The organism is Stenotrophomonas sp. 05N423, assembly GCF_056397145.1.
The window spans coordinates 69,203-91,428 of the sequence record NZ_JBFTMV010000005.1 but is presented as its reverse complement, the minus strand read 5'-3'; the positions used below and the strand labels follow the sequence as shown (position 1 = coordinate 91,428).

Annotated in this window: 23 protein-coding genes; 12 read left to right on the top strand and 11 right to left on the bottom strand. The window is 69.2% G+C overall.

All coding sequences use genetic code 11. The features are described from left to right. Positions 1–32: 32 nt before the first annotated feature. From AC1DGW_RS10135 to AC1DGW_RS10125, 3 genes are read left to right on the top strand one after another with little or no spacing between them, the layout of a single operon-like run. The gene (locus AC1DGW_RS10135) at positions 33–1,319 is read left to right on the top strand and encodes a histidine kinase (protein ID WP_478022395.1); all 1,287 of its coding nucleotides are present in this window, start codon (positions 33–35) and stop codon (positions 1,317–1,319) included. Continuing rightward, positions 1,309–2,082, top strand: a complete 774-nt coding sequence (locus tag AC1DGW_RS10130) for a LytR/AlgR family response regulator transcription factor (RefSeq protein ID WP_478022393.1) — start codon at positions 1,309–1,311, stop codon at positions 2,080–2,082. The genes AC1DGW_RS10135 and AC1DGW_RS10130 overlap by 11 nt, the downstream gene beginning before the upstream one ends. 33 nt (positions 2,083–2,115) lie before the next feature. Next, positions 2,116–2,460: a hypothetical protein gene (locus AC1DGW_RS10125; RefSeq protein ID WP_478022391.1), complete on the top strand. Its 345-nt coding sequence runs from the start codon at positions 2,116–2,118 to the stop codon at positions 2,458–2,460. Between the two features lie 36 nt (positions 2,461–2,496). On the opposite strand, the gene AC1DGW_RS10120 is transcribed toward AC1DGW_RS10125, so the two are convergent. Next, positions 2,497–3,099 (bottom strand): hypothetical protein, encoded by a 603-nt coding sequence (locus AC1DGW_RS10120; protein ID WP_478022389.1) that lies wholly within the window; start codon positions 3,097–3,099, stop codon positions 2,497–2,499. A gap of 331 nt (positions 3,100–3,430) precedes the next feature. On the opposite strand from AC1DGW_RS10120, the gene AC1DGW_RS10115 reads away from it, so the two are divergent. After that, positions 3,431–4,351: an oxygenase MpaB family protein gene (locus AC1DGW_RS10115; protein ID WP_478022387.1), complete on the top strand. Its 921-nt coding sequence runs from the start codon at positions 3,431–3,433 to the stop codon at positions 4,349–4,351. A 73-nt stretch (positions 4,352–4,424) separates the two neighbouring features. Here the strand turns inward: AC1DGW_RS10115 and AC1DGW_RS10110 are convergent, their stop codons facing one another. Continuing rightward, a complete protein-coding gene (locus tag AC1DGW_RS10110) occupies positions 4,425–6,527 on the bottom strand; it encodes a M13 family metallopeptidase (RefSeq protein ID WP_478022384.1) in 2,103 nt (700 codons plus the stop codon). A 340-nt stretch (positions 6,528–6,867) separates the two neighbouring features. Here AC1DGW_RS10110 and AC1DGW_RS10105 point away from each other — a divergent pair, with 340 nt between their 5' ends. Next, on the top strand, positions 6,868–9,801 hold the full coding sequence (locus AC1DGW_RS10105) for a bifunctional diguanylate cyclase/phosphodiesterase (protein ID WP_478022382.1): 2,934 nt from the start codon (positions 6,868–6,870) through the stop codon (positions 9,799–9,801). Here AC1DGW_RS10105 and AC1DGW_RS10100 read toward each other — a convergent pair. Beyond that, complete coding sequence (locus tag AC1DGW_RS10100) at positions 9,793–10,701, bottom strand: LysR family transcriptional regulator (protein WP_478022380.1); 909 nt, start codon at positions 10,699–10,701, stop codon at positions 9,793–9,795. The two genes, AC1DGW_RS10105 and AC1DGW_RS10100, sit on opposite strands and share 9 nt — an antisense overlap. Before the next feature lie 101 nt (positions 10,702–10,802). On the opposite strand from AC1DGW_RS10100, the gene AC1DGW_RS10095 reads away from it, so the two are divergent. Together AC1DGW_RS10095 and AC1DGW_RS10090 are read left to right on the top strand one after the other, a co-directional pair. After that, a complete protein-coding gene (locus AC1DGW_RS10095) occupies positions 10,803–11,594 on the top strand; it encodes a DODA-type extradiol aromatic ring-opening family dioxygenase (RefSeq protein ID WP_478022378.1) in 792 nt (263 codons plus the stop codon). A gap of 114 nt (positions 11,595–11,708) precedes the next feature. After that, positions 11,709–13,355 carry a Na+/H+ antiporter gene (locus AC1DGW_RS10090; RefSeq protein WP_478022375.1) on the top strand — a complete coding sequence of 549 codons (1,647 nt, stop codon included), beginning with the start codon at positions 11,709–11,711 and terminating at the stop codon, positions 13,353–13,355. 65 nt (positions 13,356–13,420) lie between these two features. On the opposite strand, the gene AC1DGW_RS10085 is transcribed toward AC1DGW_RS10090, so the two are convergent. Further along, positions 13,421–13,666, bottom strand: coding sequence for a DUF3297 family protein (locus AC1DGW_RS10085; protein WP_478022372.1), 246 nt, complete (start codon positions 13,664–13,666; stop codon positions 13,421–13,423). Between the two features lie 118 nt (positions 13,667–13,784). On the opposite strand from AC1DGW_RS10085, the gene AC1DGW_RS10080 reads away from it, so the two are divergent. Next, positions 13,785–14,327 carry a DUF6630 family protein gene (locus AC1DGW_RS10080; RefSeq protein WP_478022370.1) on the top strand — a complete coding sequence of 181 codons (543 nt, stop codon included), beginning with the start codon at positions 13,785–13,787 and terminating at the stop codon, positions 14,325–14,327. Between the two features lie 40 nt (positions 14,328–14,367). Here the strand turns inward: AC1DGW_RS10080 and AC1DGW_RS10075 are convergent, their stop codons facing one another. The 5 genes from AC1DGW_RS10075 to msrB all read right to left on the bottom strand — a co-directional run bounded on the left by AC1DGW_RS10075 (position 14,368) and on the right by msrB (position 17,572). Then, a complete protein-coding gene (locus AC1DGW_RS10075) occupies positions 14,368–14,643 on the bottom strand; it encodes a DUF4031 domain-containing protein (protein WP_478022368.1) in 276 nt (91 codons plus the stop codon). Between the two features lie 14 nt (positions 14,644–14,657). Continuing rightward, positions 14,658–15,137, bottom strand: coding sequence for a hypothetical protein (locus AC1DGW_RS10070; protein ID WP_478022366.1), 480 nt, complete (start codon positions 15,135–15,137; stop codon positions 14,658–14,660). 79 nt (positions 15,138–15,216) lie between these two features. After that, positions 15,217–16,173, bottom strand: a complete 957-nt coding sequence (motB, locus tag AC1DGW_RS10065; protein ID WP_478022364.1) for a flagellar motor protein MotB — start codon at positions 16,171–16,173, stop codon at positions 15,217–15,219. 3 nt (positions 16,174–16,176) lie between these two features. Next, positions 16,177–17,031, bottom strand: coding sequence for a flagellar motor stator protein MotA (gene motA, locus AC1DGW_RS10060; RefSeq protein ID WP_478022362.1), 855 nt, complete (start codon positions 17,029–17,031; stop codon positions 16,177–16,179). A 73-nt stretch (positions 17,032–17,104) separates the two neighbouring features. Then, a complete protein-coding gene (msrB, locus tag AC1DGW_RS10055) occupies positions 17,105–17,572 on the bottom strand; it encodes a peptide-methionine (R)-S-oxide reductase MsrB (RefSeq protein WP_478022360.1) in 468 nt (155 codons plus the stop codon). 127 nt (positions 17,573–17,699) lie between these two features. On the opposite strand from msrB, the gene AC1DGW_RS10050 reads away from it, so the two are divergent. Both AC1DGW_RS10050 and AC1DGW_RS10045 read left to right on the top strand, forming a co-directional pair. Next, positions 17,700–18,077: a classical arabinogalactan protein 4 gene (locus AC1DGW_RS10050; RefSeq protein ID WP_478022358.1), complete on the top strand. Its 378-nt coding sequence runs from the start codon at positions 17,700–17,702 to the stop codon at positions 18,075–18,077. Between the two features lie 152 nt (positions 18,078–18,229). Next, positions 18,230–18,400, top strand: coding sequence for a hypothetical protein (locus AC1DGW_RS10045; RefSeq protein WP_478022356.1), 171 nt, complete (start codon positions 18,230–18,232; stop codon positions 18,398–18,400). 65 nt (positions 18,401–18,465) lie between these two features. On the opposite strand, the gene AC1DGW_RS10040 is transcribed toward AC1DGW_RS10045, so the two are convergent. Further along, positions 18,466–18,945 carry a winged helix-turn-helix transcriptional regulator gene (locus AC1DGW_RS10040; protein WP_055770585.1) on the bottom strand — a complete coding sequence of 160 codons (480 nt, stop codon included), beginning with the start codon at positions 18,943–18,945 and terminating at the stop codon, positions 18,466–18,468. Positions 18,946–19,143: 198 nt separating this feature from the next. Between AC1DGW_RS10040 and AC1DGW_RS10035 the strand changes: the two genes are divergently transcribed. Both AC1DGW_RS10035 and alr read left to right on the top strand, forming a co-directional pair. After that, complete coding sequence (locus tag AC1DGW_RS10035; RefSeq protein WP_478022354.1) at positions 19,144–20,412, top strand: D-amino acid dehydrogenase; 1,269 nt, start codon at positions 19,144–19,146, stop codon at positions 20,410–20,412. Continuing rightward, positions 20,412–21,488: an alanine racemase gene (gene alr, locus AC1DGW_RS10030; protein WP_478022352.1), complete on the top strand. Its 1,077-nt coding sequence runs from the start codon at positions 20,412–20,414 to the stop codon at positions 21,486–21,488. Before AC1DGW_RS10035 ends, alr begins: the two co-directional genes overlap by 1 nt. A 67-nt stretch (positions 21,489–21,555) precedes the next feature. Here the strand turns inward: alr and AC1DGW_RS10025 are convergent, their stop codons facing one another. Further along, positions 21,556–22,125: a DUF3016 domain-containing protein gene (locus AC1DGW_RS10025; protein WP_478022349.1), complete on the bottom strand. Its 570-nt coding sequence runs from the start codon at positions 22,123–22,125 to the stop codon at positions 21,556–21,558. Positions 22,126–22,226 lie beyond the last annotated feature (101 nt).

Sequence of the window (22,226 nt, the reverse complement as noted above, 5' to 3'; positions counted from 1 at the left end):
GCTCGACGCCAATCCCCTTGGGTGACCGCGCCATGTTCGCCAGCCTGTTCCTCGGTTTTCGCATCATCGCCGCCTGGGTGCTGACCCTGCTGGTTGCCGGCTTCCTGTGGAGCGGCCTGTTCAGCGGCATGGACAGGGCGCCGGGCTGGATTTTCGCAATGGCTGCCGTCGCCCTGGTGGTGTTCGCGCTGACCTCGGTCGCCAGTCATATCCGCCGCGTCGCGCTGATCGCCGACCAGTTGGATTCGCAGACCCTGGGCAACCGCCACCGCCGCCAGGTGGAACTGCCACTGGAGGCATCCACCGCGTTCGCCCTGCTGGAGCAGGTGATCGGGCAGATGCCGCGCATCGAGCAGATGGAGCGCTCCATCGGCACCCTGCAGCTGCGCGCCACCCAGCGCCGCGCCGATCCCTATGGCGAGCGTCCGCCGTCGCGCTGGAACCCGCTGGCGCGGCTGGCGATCCGCCACAACCAGATCACCGCGCGGGTCATTCCCGGCGTCGATACCAGCAGCGTCACCCTGTTCTTCGAACCCGATGCCGGGGCATGGGTGGACCTGCTGCTGCTCGATGAAGGCAGCAACTACGAGAACGCCGATGCCATCACCCATGCGCTCAGTGGCAAGGTCGCCCAGCAGCGCCGCGAGGAGCGCGAGCACGCCGCGCGCACCGAAGCGGAGAAGGAGCTCAGCGTCGCCCGCCTGAACCTGCTGCATGCGCAGGTCGAGCCGCACTTCCTCTACAACACGCTGGCCAACGCACAGGTATTGACCCGCAGCGACCCGGCCCGCGCCGAGCAGATGCTCGGCCACCTGATCCAGTACCTGCGCAGTTCGCTGCCGGGCATCGACCAGTCGGTGTCCACGCTGGGGCAGGAGCTGGAGCGCGTGCAGGCCTATCTGGAAATCCTGCGCATCCGCATGGGCGCGCGGCTCAACCTGCAGATCGACGTGCCCGAGGCATTGCACGGCGTCAGCCTGCCGTCGATGTCGCTGCAGACCCTGGTGGAGAACGCCATCAAGCACGGCCTGGAGCCCAAGAGCGGTGGCGGTACGGTGTGGATCCTGGCGCGCGAGCGGGAAGGCGAGCTGACCATCACCGTCGCCGACGATGGCCAGGGCATCAACACCGCCACCAGCGGTACCGGCATCGGCCTGAAGAATCTGCGCGAGCGTCTGCGCCTGAGCTGCGACGAACGGGCCACGCTGTCGGTGGTGTCCAACTTCCCCAGCGGCGTGGCCGCGACCATCAGCCTGCCGCAGGCCGCACCGACGGTGGTGCCGTTCCCGGTCGTGCCGGAGCTGCCCCGTGCATCTTGACGCGCTCATCGCCGAGGACGAGCCGCTGCTGCGCCAGGCGCTGGCCGCACAGCTGCAGCGGCTGTGGCCGGACCTGCGCATCGTCGCCGAATGCGAGGACGGTGCCGCCGCCCTGGAAGCGCTGGAAACGCTGAAGCCGGACCTGGCCTTCCTCGACATCCGCATGCCCGGCGTCACCGGCATCGACGTCGCCCGCGCGCTGGAGACGCTGAGCCCGCAGACCCAGGTGGTGTTCATCACTGCTTACGACCAGTACGCCATCGATGCCTTCGAGCGCGGTGCGGTCGACTACCTGCTCAAGCCGGTGGCCGACGAGCGCCTGCTGGCCACCCGCCAGCGCGTGCTTGCGCGGCTGCAGGCCGGCGCGCCGGACAGGCGCCTGCTGGACCAGCTGCTGGAACAGCTGGGGCGGCGTCCGGCCGGAAGCAGCACCGCGCCGCCGCTGGCCTGGATCACCGCCAGCAACGGCCGCGAGACGCGGCTGGTCATGCTGGAGGACGTGCTGTACTTCCGCGCCGACAGCAAATACACCGCGGTGGTCACCGCCGGCGAGGAGCTGCTGCTGCGCAGCTCGCTGCGCGAACTGGCCGAGGCGCTGGATCCGCAGTGCTTCCGCCAGGTGCACCGCTCCACCATCGTCAACATGAAGGCGGTGGCGGCGGTGAGCCGCGACGACAGCGGGCGCGGCGTGCTGCGGCTGAAGAACCGCAGCGAGACGCTGGTGGTCAGCCAACCGTTCATGAGCCTGTTCCGCGGCATGTGACTCCCTGCCTGCGGCCGTACAAGGAGAAGTGCCATGCAGTACCTGACTTTCGTGCTCGGCAGCCTGCTGGCGATGCTGGGCTACCGCGAACCGCAGGGGCAGACGTCGATCGTCCGCGTCAGCGGCGAGGCGGCCGTGCTCAGCCGCACCACAGTGTCCGGCGACCGTGCCCGCTTCCAGTGCCTGCAGAGCGAGAGCGGCAACTGCTTCTACCGGCTCTACCGGGAGCACTGCAGCGACGAGGGAACCGGCGAGCTGTGCCGGCGCCAGGCGCTGGACGATTTCAGCGTGGTGGTCGGCAGCGTGCGCGACGTGCGCGGGCTGCCGGCCGGCTTCGGCCAGCAGGTGCAGGCCCGCAAAGCGCAACGCCGCGACTGAGCGCGGCGTTGCGGGAAGGGTGCTGGAGCGGAAGACTCAGAACGCCGGCTGCAGGCGCAGCCCGTCGTCGCCGATGTGGTTGAGCTTACCGACCAGTTCCGAATGCTGCCGCATGCGGCCCAGCTCGCGCATGATGCGGATGTCCTCATGGCGCAGTTCGCGCCGGGATGCCACCGCCTGCTTGTAGTCCAGCACTTCCGGATAGTGCCGGGCCATTTCCAGCGCATCGGCCACGGTCTCCACGCTGTCGGCGTCGGAGCTGATGCGCGCACGGCTGTTGAAGGCCTTCATCCAGCGCTCGAAGCCGGCGGTGTGGTCGAACATGTTGGCCATGAACCAGATCACGAACAGGATCGATACCCACGAGCCGAACACGATGACCACGCGGGTGAACGTGATGTGGAAATCATCGCGCCAGAGGTAATTGGTGATCAGCCCCAGGATCAGCAGCGAGGACGCCTGCCAGAGCACGATGGACGCCATCAGCCACTGGCACTTGGCCTTGGCCAGTATCGATACTTCGTCGCGGATCTGCTCGTCGCTCAGGTTCTTCCAGTGCTCGACCTGCTTCTCAAACGGACTGCCATACAGCTCATTGTCTTGCAGCAACAAACCCAAACCCTTGAACAACGCGATCATGTGGAGCTCCTTGCAGAAACCGGCTGGAACGAGCGACGGATGTGGCGTGGAACGATCTGGCGCTTCCAGTTCTAGCACTTTCATGCCGCTTGGCAATGGGGGCGGTGCGATGAAGTGACGGTGCCGCATCGACCGGTACGCTGGCCGGTCCGTGCTTTTTTGCGGCGCGTCATCGCGCAAGTGGCGGAATCGAAAATCGAAAGTGCGCCTGCATGCTGCGGATGCACACGCAATGGCCGGAAGCCGCCAGCGGGCGCTGCCAGTGCGGAAGTCGCCGCCCAGCCAGCGCTGCGGCCGCCTGCGTGCGCGACCGCTCCACTACGATGTGCCCATGTCGTTCCTGTCCAGACCTGTTTCCTCGGCGGCCGCCACCCAGATCCGGCGCTGGGTGCTCGATGCCTTCCCGCGCGACCAGAGTGGCGTCGCGTACGACGTGCCGCCGGGAGACCCGGGCTGGTTCGGCCCGGACAGCGTGACCTGGCGCATCCATTCCGAGTTCCCGGGCATGCTCGCCGGCGGCCTGTGCGCGCTGATGCTGCAACTGCTGCACCCGCGCGCGCTGGCCGGCGTCCACGACCATTCCAACTTCCGGCAGGACCTGGTCGGGCGCCTGCGCCGCACCACCCACTTCGTCGCCGGCACCAGCTATGCGCCGGTGGCGGAAGTGGAAAAGCTGGTCGAACGGGTGCGGCGCATCCATGCGCGCATCGCAGGTACGTTGCCCGACGGCCGCGCCTATGCCGCCGACGATCCGGAACTGCTCACCTGGGTGCACGTCACCGAGGCCTACGGTTTCCTCGAAGGTTGCCGCCGCTGCTGCCGCGAAGTGCCGGGCGACATCGCCGATCGCTACTACGCCGAGTACCGGCGCGTGGCCGAGGCGCTGGGTGCGCGCGACGTACCGGCCAGCGAGGCGCAGGTGCGCGACTACTTCGCCGTGCAGCAGCCGCAGCTGTGCATGGATGCGCGGTCGCGCGAGGTGCTGGACGTGCTCGAGGCCGTGCGCCTGCCGGTGCCGTTGCCGGGCGTGTCGCGCGATCTGTTCCTGTCCGCTGGCGCGGCGCTGTTGCCGGAATGGGCGCAGCAGCTGATCGGCCGCAGCCGCAGCCAGCGCCTGCGCGCCAGGCTGGCCGTGCGGATGCTGCGCGGGGCGGCGCCGCTGTTCCGTGTCGCGCTCGGCGATGGCATCGCCACGCGCGCCTGCAGGCGAATGGGACGCGATCCGCAGTCGCTGCTGCGGTGGCCGCCGTAGCCGGGCTTTTCGACCGGACAAAAGGGAACGGGCGCCGAAGCGCCCGTTCCCATGCCAGCCTGCCGGCGGTGCGTTACCAGACCTTGACCCGCTTGTCCGGGGCCAGGTACAGCTTCTGGCCTTCCTTGACCTCGAAGGCCGGGTACCAGGCATCGAGGTTGCGTACGGTCAGCGTGCGGAACTGGCCCGGTGCATGCACGTTGGTCAGCAGCGAATTGCGCAGCGCCTGTTCGCGCATCTTGCTGCGCCAGGCCTGGGCGAAGCCGAGGAAGAAGCGCTGGTCCGGGGTGAAGCCTTCCAGGTCCTGCGCCGGCTTGCCCTGCTGCGCCATCAGGTAGGCGTCGTGCGCGGTCGCCAGGCCGGCCACGTCGGCGATGTTCTCGCCCAGGGTCAGGCGGCCGTTGACGTGCACGCCGGGGAACGGCTCGTAGCTGCTGAACTGTGCGGCCAGCGCGTCGCCGGCGGCGTTGAACTGCTTCAGGTCGTCGGCCGTCCACCAGTTGTGCAGCCTGCCGGTCTCGTCGAACAACGCACCGGCGTTGTCGAAGCCATGGCTGATCTCATGGCCGATCACCGCGCCGATGGCGCCGTAGTTGACCGCATCGTCGGCCGCGCCATCGAAGAACGGCGCCTGCAGGATCGCGGCCGGGAATACCAGGCGGTTCTCCAGCGGTACGTTCATCGCGTTGATGGTCTGCGGCAGCATCGCCCATTCGCTGTGGTCCACCGACTGGCCGAGCTTGGCGATGTTGCGCCGGTATTCGAACAGCGCCGCGCGCTGCGCGTTGCCCAGCGCGTCGTCGCGCTTCACTTCCAGCGCGCTGTAGTCGCGCCACTTGTCCGGGTAGCCCATGCCGACCTTGAGACCGGCGACCTTGGCCTGGGCGTGCGCCTTGGTCTCCGGCGACATCCATTCCAGTGCGTCGATGCGCCGGGCGAAGGCGGCGATGATGTTCTTCGCCATCTCGTCGGCGCGCGCCTTGGTGGCGGCGTCGAAGTGGCGCTCGACGTAGATCTTGCCGACTGCCTCGCCGATGGCGGTGTTGGTTTCGTTGACGGCGCGCTTCCAGCGCTCGCTCTGCTGGGGGGTGCCGCTCATCGCGGTGCCGTGGAAGGCGAAGTGCGCGTCGGCGAAGGCCTTGGGCAGGTAGGGTGCGGCTTCGTCCAGCGCGTGGAAGGCGAGATAGTCCTTCCATGCGTCCAGCGGCTCGCTGGCGACCAGCTTCGACAGCCCGGCCACGGCCTTCGGCTGCCAGACGATGAAGTCCTGCTGCGCCGACAGGCCGGCGGCACCGAGGAACGCCGCCCAGTCCATGCCCGGCGCCCTGGCCGCGAGATCGGCCTGCTTCCAGGCGTTGGCGCCCTTCTCGACGTCGTTGGTCTCTTCCTGGGTGGCGTGGGCGCGCGCGATCTTCGTTTCCAGCGCGACGATGCGCGCGGCCTTGGCGGCGGCGTCGGCATCGCCGGACAGTTCCAGCAACCGGGCGACATAGCCTTCATAGGCCTTGCGCAGCTCGGCCATGCGGCCGCCTTCCAGGTAGAAGTCGCGGTCGGGCATGCCCAGGCCGCCCTGCACCAGATAGGGTGCGTTGCGGTCCGGCTGCAGCAGGTCCACCGACACCCACACGCCGAACAGGTGCGGCGTATAGAAATTTGTAGCGTTGAGCAGGTCCACGTCGGCGCGCAGGCTGGCGCCCAGCGCCTGGGCCAGCGCCTGCCTGTCGGCGATGCCGGCGATGGCCTGCAACTGCGGCTGCGCCGGCGCCGCGCCGCGTGCCTCGATGCCGGCCTCGTCCATGAACGCGGCGTAGTAGTCGCCGATCTTGCGCGCCTCGCCGTCGCTGGCCTTGCCGGCCTCCTCCATGATCGTGCGGGTGTCGGTCAGGGTCTTTTCGTAGATGACGTTGAAGCTGCCGAAGCTGGAGCGGTCGGCCGGGATCTCGGTGCGCTGCACCCACTGGCCGTTGGCGAAGTCGAAGAAGTTGTCGCCGGCGGCCACGCTGCGGTCCATGCCGGAGACGTCGAAGCCGAAGCTGCCCAACTGCGCCTTGGCAGTGGTTCCGGCGGCGGGCGTGGCGGTGGCGTTGCCTTCGGCGGGGGCCTTGTCGCCGCCGCAGCCGCTCAGCGACAGCGCGGCACCAAGGGCGAGTGCAAGGATCGAACGTTGCAGGGCCATGACGGCTCCGGAATCTGTGATGGAACCGGCAGTCTAGTCCTGCGCACCGGTGTGCGCGCTCCCGATTCCGGCACTTGCCCCCTTGGCATGGATATGCGGCGACGAGACGGGACCGCATGCAAGTCTTCCCGCCGGGGGCGTTTGTGCTGCATGCTGTGAAACGGGCATTGGGCGGCGACTCCCGGGGAGGGCGGGAGCCGCATTGCATGCGAGCCGTTCCGTGCCACTGGGGCACGGCGGCCGCGGCCGGTGGTTTCCGATGGTACGGCGGACGAACGACGAACGAGACCATGCATGCAGACCGAACGCTGACGCAGGGAAGGTGCCGGTGCACCGTGACATGAGCCAACCGCTGCGCCAGGTCGCCGCCTTCGGGCTTGTGATCGCGCTGCTGCTGGCGGCGACGCTGGTGACCATGCTGTGGAACGACCGTGGCAGCCGCCTGCAGGCGGCGCAGCGGCAGAGCATGGCGCTGGCGACGGGCAGCGACCGCCTGCTGCGGGCGGAACTGACCACGATGGAGCGCGCGCTGCGTGGCGCCGCCCGCGACGGCCGCGAGTATTACCGGCAGGTACCGGAGCGGGCGCCGGCATTGCTGGCGGCCAGCATGCGCGGCACGCTGGAACGCAATACCGACCTTGCTGCGATCACCCTGGTCGACGATGCCGGCCTGCCGGTGACCGAGGGTGCCGGCGATCCGACGCTTGCGCGATGGGCGGTGCCGGAGAACCGCGTGCTGGCCGGCGAACTGTACGTCGGCGGGCTGGAGACGCTTCCCGGTGGCGGCAGGGTGCTGGTGACCGCGGTGCCGGTGCAGCCCGGCCAGTGGCTGCTGGCGCGCGTGCGCCTGGCGGTGTTCCAGCGGGTGGTCAGCGGCCTGGATACCGGCCGCAGCGGCGTGGTCTCGATCAGCAGCCGCCACGGCGAGCTGCTGGCGCACAGCCTCGATCCCTCGGCAGTGGAACGTGCGCTGCCGAGGCCGATGCGGCTACCGCCCGCCGCCGACCAGGTGCAGGCGCTGGGCGTGGCGGACAGCCCGATGGACGGCGTGCGCCGCGTCGTCGCGGTGAGCGCGCCGCGCGATTACCCGCTGATCCTGTTCGCTGGCCTGTCCTATGACGAGGTCATGGCGCCATGGCGCACGTACTTCTACGTCGCCACCGGCATCTACCTGCTGTATCTGTGCGGGTTCGCCTACCTGTATGGCAGCATGCGCCGCGGTGCGCTGCGCCAGGCACGGCTGGCCGACGAACTGCGTACCGGCGCGGCCGAACTGGCGCTGGCGCACCAGGTCGGCAAGGTGGGGACCTGGTCGATCGACAGGAAGGGCGGCACCCTGCGCTGGTCGGCGCTGACCCGGCGCATGTTCACGCTGCCGGCGCGGCAGGCCCGCCTGGAGGAGTTCTACGCCCGCGTGCACGAAGAGGACCGCCCCTGGCTGCGCCAGCAGGTCCAGCAGGCGACAGAGGCCGGGCGCGCGGTGAACGCGCTGTTCCGCCTCGTGCTGCGCGACGGCTCGGTGCGTTGGCTGTCGGCGCGTGGCGAGCGGGTGCATGGGCTTGGGCCGCATCCGCGCATGACCGGCGCGGTCACCGACATCACCGAACGGGTGCGCAACGAAGCGCGCGTGCAGCGCGCCGAGCACCAGTTCCGCCTCGTGTTCGAGCGCAACCCGGCGCCGTTCTGGATCTTCGACCTGGCCACGCTGCAGTTCCTGGAGGTGAACCAGGCCGCGATCGACCAGTACGGCTACAGCCGTGCCGAATTCCTCGCCATGACCATCCTCGACATACGCCCGGAAGATGGAAAGGAGGAAATCCAGCGCACGCTGGAAGAATCCGGGGACGGCAGCTCGCCGGTGCCGCGGGTGCGCACGCACCGGCGCCGCGACGGCAGCCTGTTCGATGTGCTGGGACATCTGGCGCGGCTGGAATTCGATGGTCGCCCGGCCTGCCTGGTGCTCGCCGAGGACGTCAGCCAGCGGCTGGCCTACGAGCGCGACCTGGCCTGGCGCGCCAGCCATCACCCCGGCACCGGCCTGTTGACGATCGAAGCGCTGGCCGAGCGACTGGACGCGGGCGCAGCCGGCTACACCATTCTCCATGCGCAGCTGCGCGGGCTGCAGATGGTCGCCGACACGCTGGGCCGCGAAGCCGGCGACGAGGTCCTGCAGGCGATGGTCGCCCGGCTCGCCACGCTGGGCGAGCGCTACGGCCTGCTGGCCTACCAGCCAGCGGAGGATTTCGTGTTGGCGGTCGCCGGTGGACACGATCCGCAGCGGGTGCTGGAGGCGCTGCGCGCAGCGGTGTCCGAGCCGGTGCGCGGCCGCGATTCCTTCCACCAGCTGGAACCGCGCATCGGCGTGGCGAGCAGCCCGGGCGATGGCGCGCGCGCCGACCTGGTGCTGGGCTGCGCGGCGCAGGCGGCCCACGCCGCGCGCGAGAACGGAGTGGTGGTGCTGCGCTTCGATCACGCGCTGGCGCAGCGTCACGCCGACCGGCTGCAACTGGCCGGGCGTATCCACCTGGCCATCGAACGCGACGAATTCGAGCTGTATTTCCAGCCGATCCGCCATGCCGCCGACGGATCGCCGGCCGCGCTGGAAGCGCTGCTGCGCTGGCCGCAGCCCGACGGCAGCTTCATCCCGCCTTCGGATTTCATCCAGCTGTGCGAGGACACCGGCCAGATCATCGCGCTGGGCCGCTGGGTGATCCGCGCCGCCGCACAGGCCGGTCGCGTGCTGGCCGACAACGGCTGGGCCGGACTGCCGGTCGCGGTCAACGTCTCGGCGGTGCAGTTGTTCAACAGCGACCTGGTCGGCGAGTTCACCCGCGCCGTCGAGGCGCAGGGCTTGCCGCCGGGCGCGCTGCAGATGGAGCTGACCGAGAGCAGCCTGATGCGCAACCCGGCACAGGCGATGCAGGTGCTGGAGAGCCTGAGCGCCAGCGGCATTGCGGTGGCGCTGGACGATTTCGGCACCGGCTTCTCCAGCATGTCCTACCTGCAGCACCTGGCGCTGGACTCGCTGAAGATCGACCGGGCCTTCGTTGCCGACGTGGAGCGCAACCCGCGCAACGCCGCGATCTGCCGCGCGCTGCTGTCGCTGGGGCACAGCATGGGGCTGGGGGTGATCGCCGAGGGCGTGGAAACCGAAGGCCAGTTCGACTGGCTGGTGGCGCACGGCTGCGACCAGGTGCAGGGCTACCTGCTGGGCCGTCCGATGCCGCTGCGCGAACTGCTGGCGCTGCTGGCCCTGGCGCGCGATTCAGCCTGAGGACGGGCCGGCCGCGTCCGCGCCGAGCTGTTCGACCAGATAGTCGATGAAGCTGCGCACCTTCGGCGCCAGATGGCTGCGGCTGGCGTAGACCGCATGGATGCCGACCGGCGGCAGGCGCCAGTCCGGCAGCACCGCTGCCAGCCGGCCGTCGGCCAGCGCCTGGCCGACGATGAAATCGGGCTGGGCGATGATGCCCATGCCGGCGATGGCGGCCTCGCGCAGCACCTCGCCGTTGTTGGCGCGCATGCGCGCCCTGACCGGCACGCTCACCTCGCCCTGCGGACCCTGCAGTTGCCAGCTGTCGCCGCCGGCCCAGTAGCTGTAGGCCAGGCAGGCGTGGTGCGCCAGGTCGTCCGGCTGCGCCGGCGTGCCATGGCGCGCCAGATAGGCCGGCGCGGCGCACAGCACGATCGCGGCTTCGGCCAGGCGGCGGGCGATCAGCGACGGCGCTGGCTGGCGGGTGATGCGGATGGCCAGGTCGAAACCTTCCTCGACCATGTCCACCTGCCGGTCGGACAGCGACAGGTCCAGTTCCACGTCGGGGTGGCGTTCGGCATAACCGGGCAGCAGCGGCGCCAGGCGCGCGATGCCATAGCTGACCGGCGCATTGATCCGCAGCCGGCCCGAAGGCTGCAGCGCCTGCGCGCCCACCGAGGCTTCCAGTGCGTCGAACTCAGCCAGCAGCTGCACGCAGCGCTGGTAGTAGGCGGCGCCGATGCTGGTTGGACTGACCCGCCGCGTGGTGCGGTTGAGCAGGCGCGCGGACAGGCGCTTTTCCAGCGCGGCGATCTGCCGGGTGACGGCGGCGGTGGACAGATCCAGCGTCTCGGCGGCGGCGCTGAAGCCATTGCGCTCGACCACCGCGACGAACACCCGCATGGCATCGATGGTGTCCATTGTTTCTGCTTCGGCAATAAAACGTTGATGCCGAGGTTATTTGTTGCCCCGTGCCGCGGCAATAAGCTGGGCGGCATCGAATCCTCCGCGTGGAGTTTCCCATGTCCTCCCTGCCGTCCCTGTACATCTCCCATGGCTCGCCGATGACCGCGCTGCAGCCCGGCCTGGTGGGGCCGCGCCTGGCCGAACTGGCCGCCGCGCTGCCGCGCCCGCGCGCCATCGTGATGGCCTCGGCGCACTGGCTGGGCCGCGCGCCGATGGTGTCGGCGGCGGCGCGGCCGGAGACCATCCACGATTTCGGCGGCTTTCCCGAGGCGCTGTACCAGTTGCAGTACCCGGCCCCCGGTGCGCCCGAACTGGCGCAGGACGTGGCGGCGCGGCTGGCCGCAGCCGGCCTGGCACCGGTGATCGATCCGCAGCGTGGGCTCGACCACGGCGCCTGGGTGCCGCTGCGCTTCCTCTACCCGCAGGCCGACATCCCGGTGCTGCAGCTGTCGATCCAGCCGTCGCTGGGGCCGGCGCACCAGTGGGCGATGGGCCGTGCGCTGGCGTCGCTGCGCGATGACGGCGTGCTGCTGGTCGGCTCGGGCAGCATCACCCACAACCTGCACGACTGGCGCAGCTACGCGCAGGGCGGGGAGGCGCCGTACGTGCGTCCCTTCATCCAGTGGGTGGAGCAGAAGCTACAGGCCGACGACGTGCCGGCGCTGCTCGACTATCGACGGCAGGCGCCCTTCGCCGGACAGGCGCATCCCACCGACGAACATCTGCTGCCGCTGCATTTCGCGATGGGCGCGGCCGGTTCGGACCGGCTTGGTGCGCGGCGCATCGATGCCGGCATCGACATGGGCTTCCTGGCGATGGACATCTACCGTTTCGACGGCGCGGCATAGCACCACATTCCTGCAGGAACACGCGCCGCCGTCATCGGCGGTGGCGCGGCGCTGTGGTAGTTTTTCCACGTTGGTTCAACCGTCGCCGCCAGGGTGGTGACTTCGTGGAGAGGCATGCACACGATCGAAGTCGTTCTGGCGATGTTGGTGGCGGTGGTCGCCAGCGGCTACCTGGTGAGAATCCTGCCGTTTTCCCTGCCGCTGCCGCTGGTGCAGATCGGCCTGGGCGCCCTGATTTCCGGCGTGTTCAAGCGCGGCCACGCGCTCGAGCCGGACATGTTCTTCCTGTTGTTCCTGCCGCCACTGCTGTTCCTGGACGGGTGGCGCATTCCCAAGCAGGGCCTGTTCCGCGACAAGGGCGCGATCCTGGAGCTGGCGTTCGGCCTGGTGGTGTTCACCGTGGTCGGCGCCGGGCTGCTGATCCATTGGCTGATCCCGGCCATGCCGCTGGCGGTGGCGTTCGCGCTGGCGGCGATCATCTCGCCCACCGATCCGGTGGCGGTGGGCGCCATCGCTTCGCGCGTGCCGATTCCCAAGCGGCTGATGCACATCCTGGAAGGCGAGTCGCTGCTCAACGACGCGTCCGGCCTGGTCTGCTTCCGCTTCGCGGTGGCGGCGGTGATGACCGGCAGTTTCTCGCTGGCGCAGGCCTCGCTGACCTTCCTGTGGGTGGCCTTCGCCGGCCTGGCCATCGGCGTGGCGGTGACCCTGGGCGTATCCACCTTCCAGCGCTGGTTGTGGCGCAGCTTCGGCGAGGAGCCGGGCGCGGCGCTGCTGGTCAACCTGCTGATCCCCTTCGCCGCCTATCTGCTGGCCGAAGAATTCAACGCTTCCGGCATCCTCGCCGCGGTCGCCGCCGGCATCACCATGAGCTATGTCGAACTCACCGGCCGCATCAGCGGCAGCATGCGCGTGCAGCGCGCGGCGGTGTGGAACACGGTGCAGTTCAGCTTCAACGGCATCATGTTCGTGCTGCTGGGCGAGCAGTTGCCGGGCATCGTCCAGCGCGCGGCGGACACGATCTCGGTCACCGGCCACCGCGAATGGTGGTGGCTGGCGATCTATGTGCTGGCGATCAACGCGATGCTGGTGGTGCTGCGCCTGGCGTGGGTATGGCTGTCGCTGCGCTGGAACCTGCTGCGCGCGCGCTGGCGCGGCGAGGAGCGCGCGAACCATACCTCGTGGCGGGTGGTGCTGGCGATGTCGGTGGCCGGCGTGCGCGGCGCCATCACCCTGGCCGGCGTGCTGACCCTGCCGCTGATGGTGCCTGGCGGCGAGCCATTCCCGGCGCGCGACCTGGTGATCTTCCTGGCCGCGTCGGTGATCCTGGTGTCGCTGCTCGGCGCCAGCCTGCTGCTGCCGCGGCTGCTGCGCGGACTGGAACTGCCCAAGGACGACGACAGCCGGCGGGTGGAGGACCTGGCCCGCAAGCTGTCGTCCAAGGCCGCGCTGGCGGCGGTGGAGAAAACCCGCCAGCAGCTGGTGGACGGCCAGACCACCACCAATGTGCAGCTCTACAACGATGCCGCGGCGCGGGTCAGCCTGCTGTACCAGCGCAACCTGGAGAAGGGGCAGGGCCCGGACGAAGACCCGGAGAAGGTGCGGCGCATGGAGCAGGCCTACCGCAGCCTGCGCTCGGCCGGGCTCACCGCCGAGCGCGAGGAACTGTTCCGCCTGACCCGGCACGGGCAGATACCCGACGAGGTCGCACGCAAGCTGATCCGCAACCTGGACCTGCTGGAAAGCCGCCAGAGGGATTGAGGTGCAGTCGTGGACCCTGCCCGGCGGCGGTCGCGACGGTGGCGCCCCCCGGGGCGCCGCCGGCCTTACTTGTTCAGTTCGAGGAAGTACGGCTCGACCGAGCCGTTGATCTTCAGCGTCATCGGGTTGCCGCGGCGGTCGCGGGCCTTGCCGGCCTGGACGCGGATCCAGCCTTCGCCGACCGAGTACTCCTCCACGTCATCGCGCTCGATGCCGTTGAAGCGCACGCCGACGCCGCGTTCCAGCGCGGCCGGGTCATGGAACGGGCTGGTGGGGTTGACCGCCAGGCGGTCGGGAGGGGTATCGCTCATGTCTGTGTTCGTTGACGGCCACCGTGGCCGGCTTCATGTGCGCAAGGATAACCGGTGCGGCTTCCGCTGCCGCGCGCGCGGCGGCAGAATGCGCGCCATCACGCAGTGGAGAACCGCCATGCCCGACAACAGCGCCGACTACGAGGATTCCGACGAACTGCTGCCGACCTTCGACGAGGACGACCATCCGGCGCGGGTGTGGAACCTGCTGTGGCTGATCAATCCCGGCGACGAGGAGGCGGCGCTGCAGCAGTTCGATGCCTGGCGCGAAGCGCGCGCCGGCGCCGAGGATGAATCCGGCGACGAGCAGTGGCTGTGGGACCTGAAGGACGCCATCGACTGGCGCGCGGGCTTCTACGTGGACTGGAAGGATGTCGATTCGTTCGTGGCCGCGCTCGACGAACTGGCCGCGCGCTGGAACCTGCGCATCGACTGGGGCGGCGACCTGGACGACGAGGACTTCGCGCAGGACATCGACGTGCCCACGCTGATGGCGACCGCGCACGACCGCCTGCGCGAGCATGGTTACGCGCTGTGGAACTGGAACACCGGTGGCGATGGCTATGCCGGCTGGATCGCGCTCAGCCGCGACGACGAGGCGATGCTGGCGCTGTGCTCGCTGCTGGGCGTGGAAGTGCGGCCCGGCAGCGATCCGTTCTGAGCACTGCCGTGCATGCGCAGGTGCGGGGTTTGCCCCGCACCTACGGTTGATATTGCGTGCGTGCGTTGGCGATCACCCGCCGCACCAGTTCGCGGTCGTCATGCCGCGAGATGGCGGCCGCGCCAAGGGCGATGGCGGTCTCGCGCAGCGGTGCCGGCACGTCGTAGTGCGCACCGCTGGGACGGTTCTGGAAGGCCCGCCGCGGAATCCCGAGCTGCTGCGCCATGGCGTGCAGCTCGGGCAGGGTGTCGGCCATCAGGTGCGCCCAGCGCTCGCCGCGCCAGGGGTGTACCGCATCGTCGATATAGACCGTCACCGCGGGCGCGCAGGTCAGGCCTGCGGCTTGTCGCCGGCGTCGGCCGCCGCTTCGATGTCGCCCGCTTCATCGGCGGCATCACTGTCGGCCACAACCGCGGCCTCCTCGCCCTCGACACCCTCGAACTCGGCGACCAGGCAGGCCAGGTAGTCGTCGGCGCTCTTGCCTTCGGCCGCAGCGGTGGCATCGATCAGCTGCTGCAGCTGCTCCGAATACTCCAGGGCGACCTTGCGGCCTTCCTTCTCCTGCACGTTGGCCAGGTGCTTGAGCATGGCCAGCATCGGCACCGGGTTGTCGGCGTTGCCCATGGTCTGGCCGCCGATGGACAGCAGCCACTGCCGGCCCTGCAGGCCGATGGCGGCGACCACCTGGCCTTCCTCGTTCACCAGCACGGCGTGGTTCTGGATCTGCTGCTGCGCATCCAGGCGCAGGAAGGGGCGGCGGGGCTGCTGCTTCTTGCGCTGGTCGCGCTTGGCTTTGGACTGCTTGGACATGATCGTTCGACGAAAGGAAACGGCCGCCATTGTAGGCGGCCGCTCCCATCGTTGCCGAAACCCTGCCGCGGCGCGGTCCTCAGTGGGCGCCAGCCCCGGGCGCCACGGCCGCCTCGTCGCCGATGGCGGAGGGTGCGGCGGCAGTGGGGGCGGGCAGGGCGGCGATGGCCGACAGGGCAGCCGCCTCGGCCTCCCTGGTCATCACCACGATGCTGATGCGGCGGTTGATCGGGTTCTGCGGGTCGGTCTTGTCGAACAGCACCGAGGAGGACAGCCCGATCACCCGCGCCACCTTGTCCTCGTCCATGCCGCCTTCCAGCAGGGCGCGGCGTGCGGCGTTGGCGCGGTCCGCGCTCAGTTCCCAGTTGCTGTAGCCCAGCTGCGTGGAATAGGCGGTGATGTCGGTATGGCCGCCGATGCTGATGCGGTTGGGCACCTGGTTGATGAAGTGCGACAGCTCGCGCAGGATCTCGCGCGTGTACGGCATCAGCTTGGCGCTGCCCATGTCGAACATCGGCCGGTTCTGCTTGTCCACGATCTGGATGCGCAGCCCTTCGGGGGTGATGTCCAGCAGCAGCTGGTCCTTGAACGGCTCCAGTGCCTGGCTCTTGCTGATGGCTTCCTCCAGCTCCTGCTTCAGCGCTTCCAGCTGCTTCTTCTCGCGTTCGCGCTCGTCCACCGGCGTGGGGATGGACTCGCGCTGGTTCTGGAAGGGGTCGTTGCTGTCGCCGCGGGAGATGTCGGTGGCGCCGCCGAGCTTGATCATCGAGGTGCTGGCGCCGCCGGGGCCAGCCATGCCGGGGGCCGGCGTGCTGCTGGTGCCGCTGAGCGGGCTGGGGTTGCGGAAGTATTCGGAAATGGCCGCGCGCTCGGGCTTGGTGGTGGCGGCCATCAGCCACATCACCAGGAAGAAGGCCATCATCGCGGTGACGAAGTCGGCGTAGGCCACCTTCCACGAACCGCCGTGGTGCCCGCCGCCCTGGATCTTCTTCACCCGCCGCACGATCACCGTGGGCTTGGCATCGTTGCTGGCCATGGCTTACTTGACCGACTTCAGGTGCTGTTCGAACTCGCTGAAGCCCGGGCGCAGCGCCGACGGCACGGTCTTGCGCGCGAATTCCAGGGCGATCTTCGGGTTGTAGCCGCGCAGGCAGGCCAGCAGGGCGGTCTTGACCGACTCGTAGATGCGCGAGTCCTGTTCGGCGCGGGCTTCCACCGCGGCTGCGATCGGGCCGATGAAGCCGTAGCCGAGCAGGATGCCGAGGAAGGTGCCGACCAGCGCGCCCGCCACATGGGCGCCGACTTCCTTGATGTCGCCGCCGATCGCGCCCATGGTGATGACGATGCCCAGCACCGCCGCGACGATGCCGAAACCGGGCAGGCCGTCGGCGACCTTGGTCAGCACGTGCGCCGGTTCCATCGCCTCGTGATGGTGCTTCTCCAGCTCCAGTTCCAGCAGCGGTTCCAGTTCATGCGGCTCGATGTTGGAGCCGATCATCAGCCGCAGGCAGTCGGTGATGAAGTCGATCAGGTGGTGATCGGCCTGGATCTTCGGGTAATTGGCGAAGATCGGGCTCTCGGCGGCGTTCTCGACATGCTCCTCGAGCGACATGAAGCCTTCGCGGCGGGCCTTGTTGAGCAGTTCGTACAGCAGGCTGAGCACATCCAGGTAGTCCTGCTGCTTGTAGCGTGGCCCCTTGAACACGCCGACCACGGCCTGGAGGGTCTTCTTCACCGTCTTGGCCGGAGTGCCGACCAGGAAGGCGCCCAGCGCCGCGCCGCCGATGATCACCAGTTCGAAGGGCTGCCACAGCGCGCCGATTTTTCCGTGCGCCCCGACATAGCCGCCGAGCACGCTGAGGATGACGACAAGCAGACCGACGATGATGAGCATGGGGCACGGGACACGGGAGGGGATATCCCGTTGTCGGCCGCGCCGGCCGGAACTGAAGCGGGAAAATGTGAACTCAGTCGGAGGCTGTCGATTCGGCGCCTCCGCGCCGCAACGGGTCCGGCCAGGGGGCGCCGCGGTCGAGGAACGACAGCGAAACCGAGTTCAGGCAATGCCTTTCGAAGGTCGGCGGCGGGCCGTCCGGGAACACGTGGCCCAGGTGGCTGCCGCAGCGGGCGCAGACGATTTCCGTGCGCACCATCCCGTGGCTGCCGTCGCGGATGCGGCCGATGTGCGCCGGGTCGAACGGGGCGAAGAAGCTCGGCCAGCCGGTGCCGGAGTCGAACTTGGTGCTGGAGCGGAACAGCGGCAGGCCGCAGAGCCGGCAGCAGTAGGTGCCCTCGCGCTTGTTGTCCAGGAACACGCCGCAGAACGGCGCTTCGGTGCCGTGGTGGAGCAGGACGCGCCGTTCGTCGTCGTCCAGGCCGGCGATGAGGGCATCGCGGTGGGCGGCATCGGGGGGAGTCAGGTCGAAAGCGGTCATGGGGACGCCTCCGTGGGGATGGATCGCCATGGTAGGCGCGGGCCGGCGTGGCTCCAACCGGTGCGTTTACCGCGCCTGCAGCGCCGGTGGTGCATGATCGCCACACACGGACCTGTGGGAGTGCCTGATGAAACGGATTCCTCTGCTGTTGCTTGCGATGCTGGCAACCACCCCCGCCTTGGCCCAGCTCAAGCCCTTGCCGCCGCCTACCGAGACCCGGCCGGTGAGCCTGCCGCCGCCCTCGAAACCGGCCAGCGATGCCTCCGGCCAGGCGGCCGACAACGAGCGCCTGCGCGAGCGGCTGGAGCGCCCGGCGCTGGGCGACAGGCCGGCGGCCAAGCCCGCCGCGAAGCCGCAACCTACTGCGGCGGTGCCGGTGTACGACCGCGATGGGCGGCGACTCAATGGCATGCGTCCGGCCGGTCCCGACCGGGTGATGGACACCCGCACCGGCCGCTACCACGACACCGTTCCCAGCGGCGACGGCGTGCGTATCGTGCGCTGAGCGCAGGCGGCTTAACCGCGGGCAACGCGGCCCGCGCAGTCACCCAGGTCACGGTCTGGATCACGGTGCCTTGGCGCGTGCTTAACCGGTTCCGGGCGCACTGTGCGCATGCGCAGTCGATGCGCGTCCACATGCCGTACCGGAGTACCGAAATGTCCAACATGCACCACAACCAGCCGAACCAGGGCCATGCCCCGCAGCGCAACGCCGGCCAGTCGGCGCCGCAGGAACCGCAGCGGCCATCGAAGATGGCCAGCGGCAGCGAAGCCGCCGGAAAGGCGGACAAGCAGGCGCACAAGGCGCCGGAGCGGGAGCGCCACTGAGAACGTGACGGGCATTGTTCGATGAGGAAGCGGCGGGCTTGTCCCGCCGCTTTGCCGTCGGGCAGTCAGTCGGCGATGGGCAGGCTGAGCGTCTCCTTCACTTCCTCCATCACGATGTAGCTCTTGGATTCGCGCACGTGCGGCAGGCTCAGCAGGGTGCTGCCGAGCAGCTTGCGGTAGGAGGCCATCTCGTTGATGCGCGCCTTGAGCAGGTAGTCGAAATCGCCTGAGACCAGGTGGCACTCCAGCACGTTGGGCAGCTTGAGCGCGGCGCGGCGGAATTCCTCGAAGATGTCACCGGACTTGTAGGCCAGCGAGATCTCCACGAACACCAGCAACCCGGCCTTCACGTACTGTGGGTCCAGCCGCGCGTAGTAGCCGGTGATCACGCCCTCGCGTTCGAGCCGGCGCACGCGCTCGGTGCAGGGCGTGGTGGACAGGCCCACCCGCTCGCCCAGTTCGGTGAAGGAAATGCGACCCTCGGCCTGCAGGATGCGCAGGATGCGGCGGTCGATCTTGTCCAGTTCGCGGCTGCGGGTGGCCATGGCGCTCTGCTTTGCGTGAATGAAACGGGAAATTACCCTGTTTTATCCGTCAATACGGGAAAAAACACTGGAATGGGCTGAATATACTGCGCCGTTCATGGCCCCTGCCCGATCCTGCGCAGGGAATTGACAGGGTCCGAGCCTGCCATCGCTCCCGCCACCTCCGTGCGGGCACGGGTGGGTTCCCAGGAGAGAACGATGCGGGTTCTGATACTCGGCAGTGGTGTGATCGGCACGACCAGTGCCTGGTACCTGCGACAGGCAGGTCATGAGGTGACGGTGGTGGACCGGCAGCCGGGCCCGGCGCTGGAAACCAGTTTCGCCAACGCCGGCCAGCTCTCCTTCGGCTACACCTCGCCGTGGGCCGCTCCGGGCGTGCCGCTGAAGGCGATCAAGTGGCTGTTCCAGGAACACGCACCGCTGGCGATCCGCCCCACCGCCGACATGGCCCAGTACCGCTGGCTGTGGCAGATGCTGCGCAACTGCACCGCCGGCCGCTATGCGATCAACAAGGCGCGCATGGTGCGCATGTCCGACTACAGCCGCGACTGCATCAACGAACTGCGGGCGGCCACCGGCATCGATTACGAAGGTCGCCAGCTGGGCACCACCCAGCTGTTCCGCACCCAGCAGCAGCTGGACGCCGCCGCCCAGGACATCGAAGTGCTGCGCCAGTACGGCGTGCCCTATGAAGTGCTGGATCGCCAGGGCATCGTGCGCGTGGAGCCGGCGCTGGCCGGCAAGGCAGACACCCTGGTCGGCGCATTGCGCCTGCCCGAGGACCAGACCGGCGACTGCCAGCTGTTCACCCGCCGGCTGACCGCGCTGGCCGCCGCCGCCGGCGTCGAGTTCCGTTTCGACCAGGACGTGGCCGGGCTGGAGCGCGACGGCGACCGCATCACCGGCGCGCGCATCGGTGGCCGGCTGGAGACCGCCGACCAGTACGTGGTCGCGCTGGGCAGCTACTCGCCGCAGCTGGTGGCGCCGCTGGGCATGCGCCTGCCGGTGTACCCGCTCAAGGGCTATTCGCTGACCCTGCCGATCACCGACGCGGCGATGGCGCCGACCTCGACCATCCTGGACGAGAGCTACAAGGTGGCGGTGACCCGCTTCGAGGACCGCATCCGCGTCGGCGGCATGGCCGAGGTGGCCGGGTTCGACCTGTCGCTGGATCCGCGCCGCCGCGCCACCCTGGAGAAGGTGGTCAACGATCTCTATCCGCACGGCGGCGATCTGTCCCGCGCCGAGTTCTGGACCGGTCTGCGCCCGGCCACGCCGGACGGCACCCCGGTCATCGGCGCCACGCCGTACCGCAACCTGTTCCTCAATACCGGCCACGGCACCCTGGGCTGGACCATGGCGGCCGGTTCCGGCCGCTACCTGGCCGACCTGATGGACGGCCGCAAGCCGCAGATCAGCACCGAAGGCCTGGCCATCTTCCGCTACGGCGGCCAGGGAGCGGCCTGATGCGCCCGGCACAGGCCCTGATCGACCTGGAAGCGCTGCGCGGCAACTACCGGCTGGCGCGCCAGCTGGGCGGCGGCAAGGCGCTGGCGGTGATCAAGGCCGATGCCTATGGCCACGGCGCGGTCGCCTGCGCGCGCGCGCTGGAGGCCGAGGCCGACGGTTTCGGAGTGGCCTGCATCGAGGAAGCGCTGGAGCTCCGGCAGGCCGGCATCACCAAGCCGGTGCTGCTGCTGGAAGGCTTCTTCGACGCCGCCGAACTGCCGCTGATCGTGGAGCATGGGCTGTGGACCGCCGTGGCCTCGCCGTGGCAGGTCGAGGCGGTGGCCGCGTTCCGCACCGACGCCACGCTGCAGGTCTGGTTGAAGCTGGACAGCGGCATGCACCGGTTGGGCCTGTCGGTGGAGGAGTTCCGCGCCGCGCACGCGCGCCTGTCGGCGCTGCCGCACGTCGCGCCGATGGTGCTGATGAGCCACATGGCGCGTGCCGACGAACTGGACAGCCCGCGCACGCTGGAGCAGCTGGATACGTTCAGCCGCGCCATCGACGGCCTGCAGGGCGAGACCAGCCTGTGCAACTCGCCGGCGCTGCTGGGCTGGCCGCAGGTGCGCAGCGACTGGGTGCGCCCGGGCCTGATGCTGTACGGCGCCGATCCGCTGTACCCGCAGCCAAGCCCGCATGCGGACCAGCTGCGCCCGGTGATGACCCTGCAGTCGCGGGTGATCGCGGTGCGCGAGATCGGCGTCGGCGAACCGCTGGGCTATGGCGCGCGCTTCGTCGCGCAGCGGCCCACGCGCGTGGGCGTGGTGGCGATGGGCTATGCCGATGGCTACCCGCAGTTCGCGCCCAACGGTACCCCGGTGCAGATCGACGGCGTGCCCGGCCAGCTGATCGGGCGGGTATCGATGGACATGCTCACCATCGACCTCACCGACCATCCGCAGGCAGGGCTGGGCAGCATCGTGCAGCTGTGGGGCACGGCGCCGACCATTTCCGAACTGGCGCCGCGCTGCAATACCAGCGCCTACCGGCTGCCCTGCAGCCTCAAGCGCACGCCACGCGTCTATCTATCGCAATAGGCGCAACAGGAAAGGGCCGCGTTCGCGGCCCTTTCCCTTCCTGCGGTCGTGCAGGCCGATGTGGGTGTCAGAGCCCGGCGGTGGCGCGGTCCTCGCGCAGTTCGCGACGCAGCCAGTCATCGAGCAGGCGCTTCTCGTAACGCAGCGGATCGGTATCGGACAGGCGGGTGTTGCCGTACAGGTAGGCGTTGTCCACCAGCTTGCGCTCGCCCTGGTCGATCACCTGGCCCTGCGCGTCGGTCAGGGTGAACTGCAGGCTGATCCGCGGCGGATAGATGTCGCGCATGAAACGTACGTCGTCCATGCGTGGGCCGTGCCAGGGCTCATAGTCGCCGGCGCGCTTGATGTCGGTGATGGTGACGGCCATCTGCTGGCCCTCGGGCAGCTTGCTGGACGCCTGCTTGCGCAGGTACTCGGCCAGGTTCGCCACCCAGTTGCCGCGTTCGGCTTCCCAGCGGTTGTGGCTCTGGCGCAGCTCGGTGAAGCCAGACGGGTCGTTCCACTGCACCTGCACCGGGCCTTCCACGGCCAGGGCGCGCGGCGCCTGCGGGTCGGTGACGTTGGCGGGACGGGCGGCGGCGGTACCCGCCACGAGCAGGCAGGCCAGCGCCAATGCGGCAAAAGTCGGGGTCTTCATGACGAACCTCCGGTGATGGGTGTGCATTGCAGTGTGGGGGCGATCGCCATGCCGGGCAATCGCCGGGCGCCGGGCGGTTGGAGCCGGGTTGCAGACGGTTC

Bases quoted from the DNA above. Each gene is read 5' to 3' on its own strand.
- AC1DGW_RS10095 (WP_478022378.1), top strand. From the start codon at position 10,803: ATGTCCTCCCTGCCGTCCCTGTACATCTCCCATGGCTCGCCGATGACC.
- AC1DGW_RS10125 (WP_478022391.1), top strand. From the start codon at position 2,116: ATGCAGTACCTGACTTTCGTGCTCGGCAGCCTGCTGGCGATGCTGGGC.
- AC1DGW_RS10110 (WP_478022384.1), bottom strand. From the start codon at position 6,527: ATGGCCCTGCAACGTTCGATCCTTGCACTCGCCCTTGGTGCCGCGCTG.
- alr (WP_478022352.1), top strand. From the start codon at position 20,412: ATGCGCCCGGCACAGGCCCTGATCGACCTGGAAGCGCTGCGCGGCAAC.
- AC1DGW_RS10105 (WP_478022382.1), top strand. From the start codon at position 6,868: ATGAGCCAACCGCTGCGCCAGGTCGCCGCCTTCGGGCTTGTGATCGCG.
- AC1DGW_RS10115 (WP_478022387.1), top strand. From the start codon at position 3,431: ATGTCGTTCCTGTCCAGACCTGTTTCCTCGGCGGCCGCCACCCAGATC.
- msrB (WP_478022360.1), bottom strand. From the start codon at position 17,572: ATGACCGCTTTCGACCTGACTCCCCCCGATGCCGCCCACCGCGATGCC.
- AC1DGW_RS10040 (WP_055770585.1), bottom strand. From the start codon at position 18,945: ATGGCCACCCGCAGCCGCGAACTGGACAAGATCGACCGCCGCATCCTG.
- AC1DGW_RS10025 (WP_478022349.1), bottom strand. From the start codon at position 22,125: ATGAAGACCCCGACTTTTGCCGCATTGGCGCTGGCCTGCCTGCTCGTG.
- AC1DGW_RS10080 (WP_478022370.1), top strand. From the start codon at position 13,785: ATGCCCGACAACAGCGCCGACTACGAGGATTCCGACGAACTGCTGCCG.
- AC1DGW_RS10100 (WP_478022380.1), bottom strand. From the start codon at position 10,701: ATGGACACCATCGATGCCATGCGGGTGTTCGTCGCGGTGGTCGAGCGC.
- AC1DGW_RS10035 (WP_478022354.1), top strand. From the start codon at position 19,144: ATGCGGGTTCTGATACTCGGCAGTGGTGTGATCGGCACGACCAGTGCC.
- AC1DGW_RS10050 (WP_478022358.1), top strand. From the start codon at position 17,700: ATGAAACGGATTCCTCTGCTGTTGCTTGCGATGCTGGCAACCACCCCC.
- motB (WP_478022364.1), bottom strand. From the start codon at position 16,173: ATGGCCAGCAACGATGCCAAGCCCACGGTGATCGTGCGGCGGGTGAAG.
- AC1DGW_RS10090 (WP_478022375.1), top strand. From the start codon at position 11,709: ATGCACACGATCGAAGTCGTTCTGGCGATGTTGGTGGCGGTGGTCGCC.
- AC1DGW_RS10070 (WP_478022366.1), bottom strand. From the start codon at position 15,137: ATGTCCAAGCAGTCCAAAGCCAAGCGCGACCAGCGCAAGAAGCAGCAG.
- AC1DGW_RS10120 (WP_478022389.1), bottom strand. From the start codon at position 3,099: ATGATCGCGTTGTTCAAGGGTTTGGGTTTGTTGCTGCAAGACAATGAG.
- AC1DGW_RS10135 (WP_478022395.1), top strand. From the start codon at position 33: ATGTTCGCCAGCCTGTTCCTCGGTTTTCGCATCATCGCCGCCTGGGTG.
- AC1DGW_RS10085 (WP_478022372.1), bottom strand. From the start codon at position 13,666: ATGAGCGATACCCCTCCCGACCGCCTGGCGGTCAACCCCACCAGCCCG.
- AC1DGW_RS10045 (WP_478022356.1), top strand. From the start codon at position 18,230: ATGTCCAACATGCACCACAACCAGCCGAACCAGGGCCATGCCCCGCAG.
- motA (WP_478022362.1), bottom strand. From the start codon at position 17,031: ATGCTCATCATCGTCGGTCTGCTTGTCGTCATCCTCAGCGTGCTCGGC.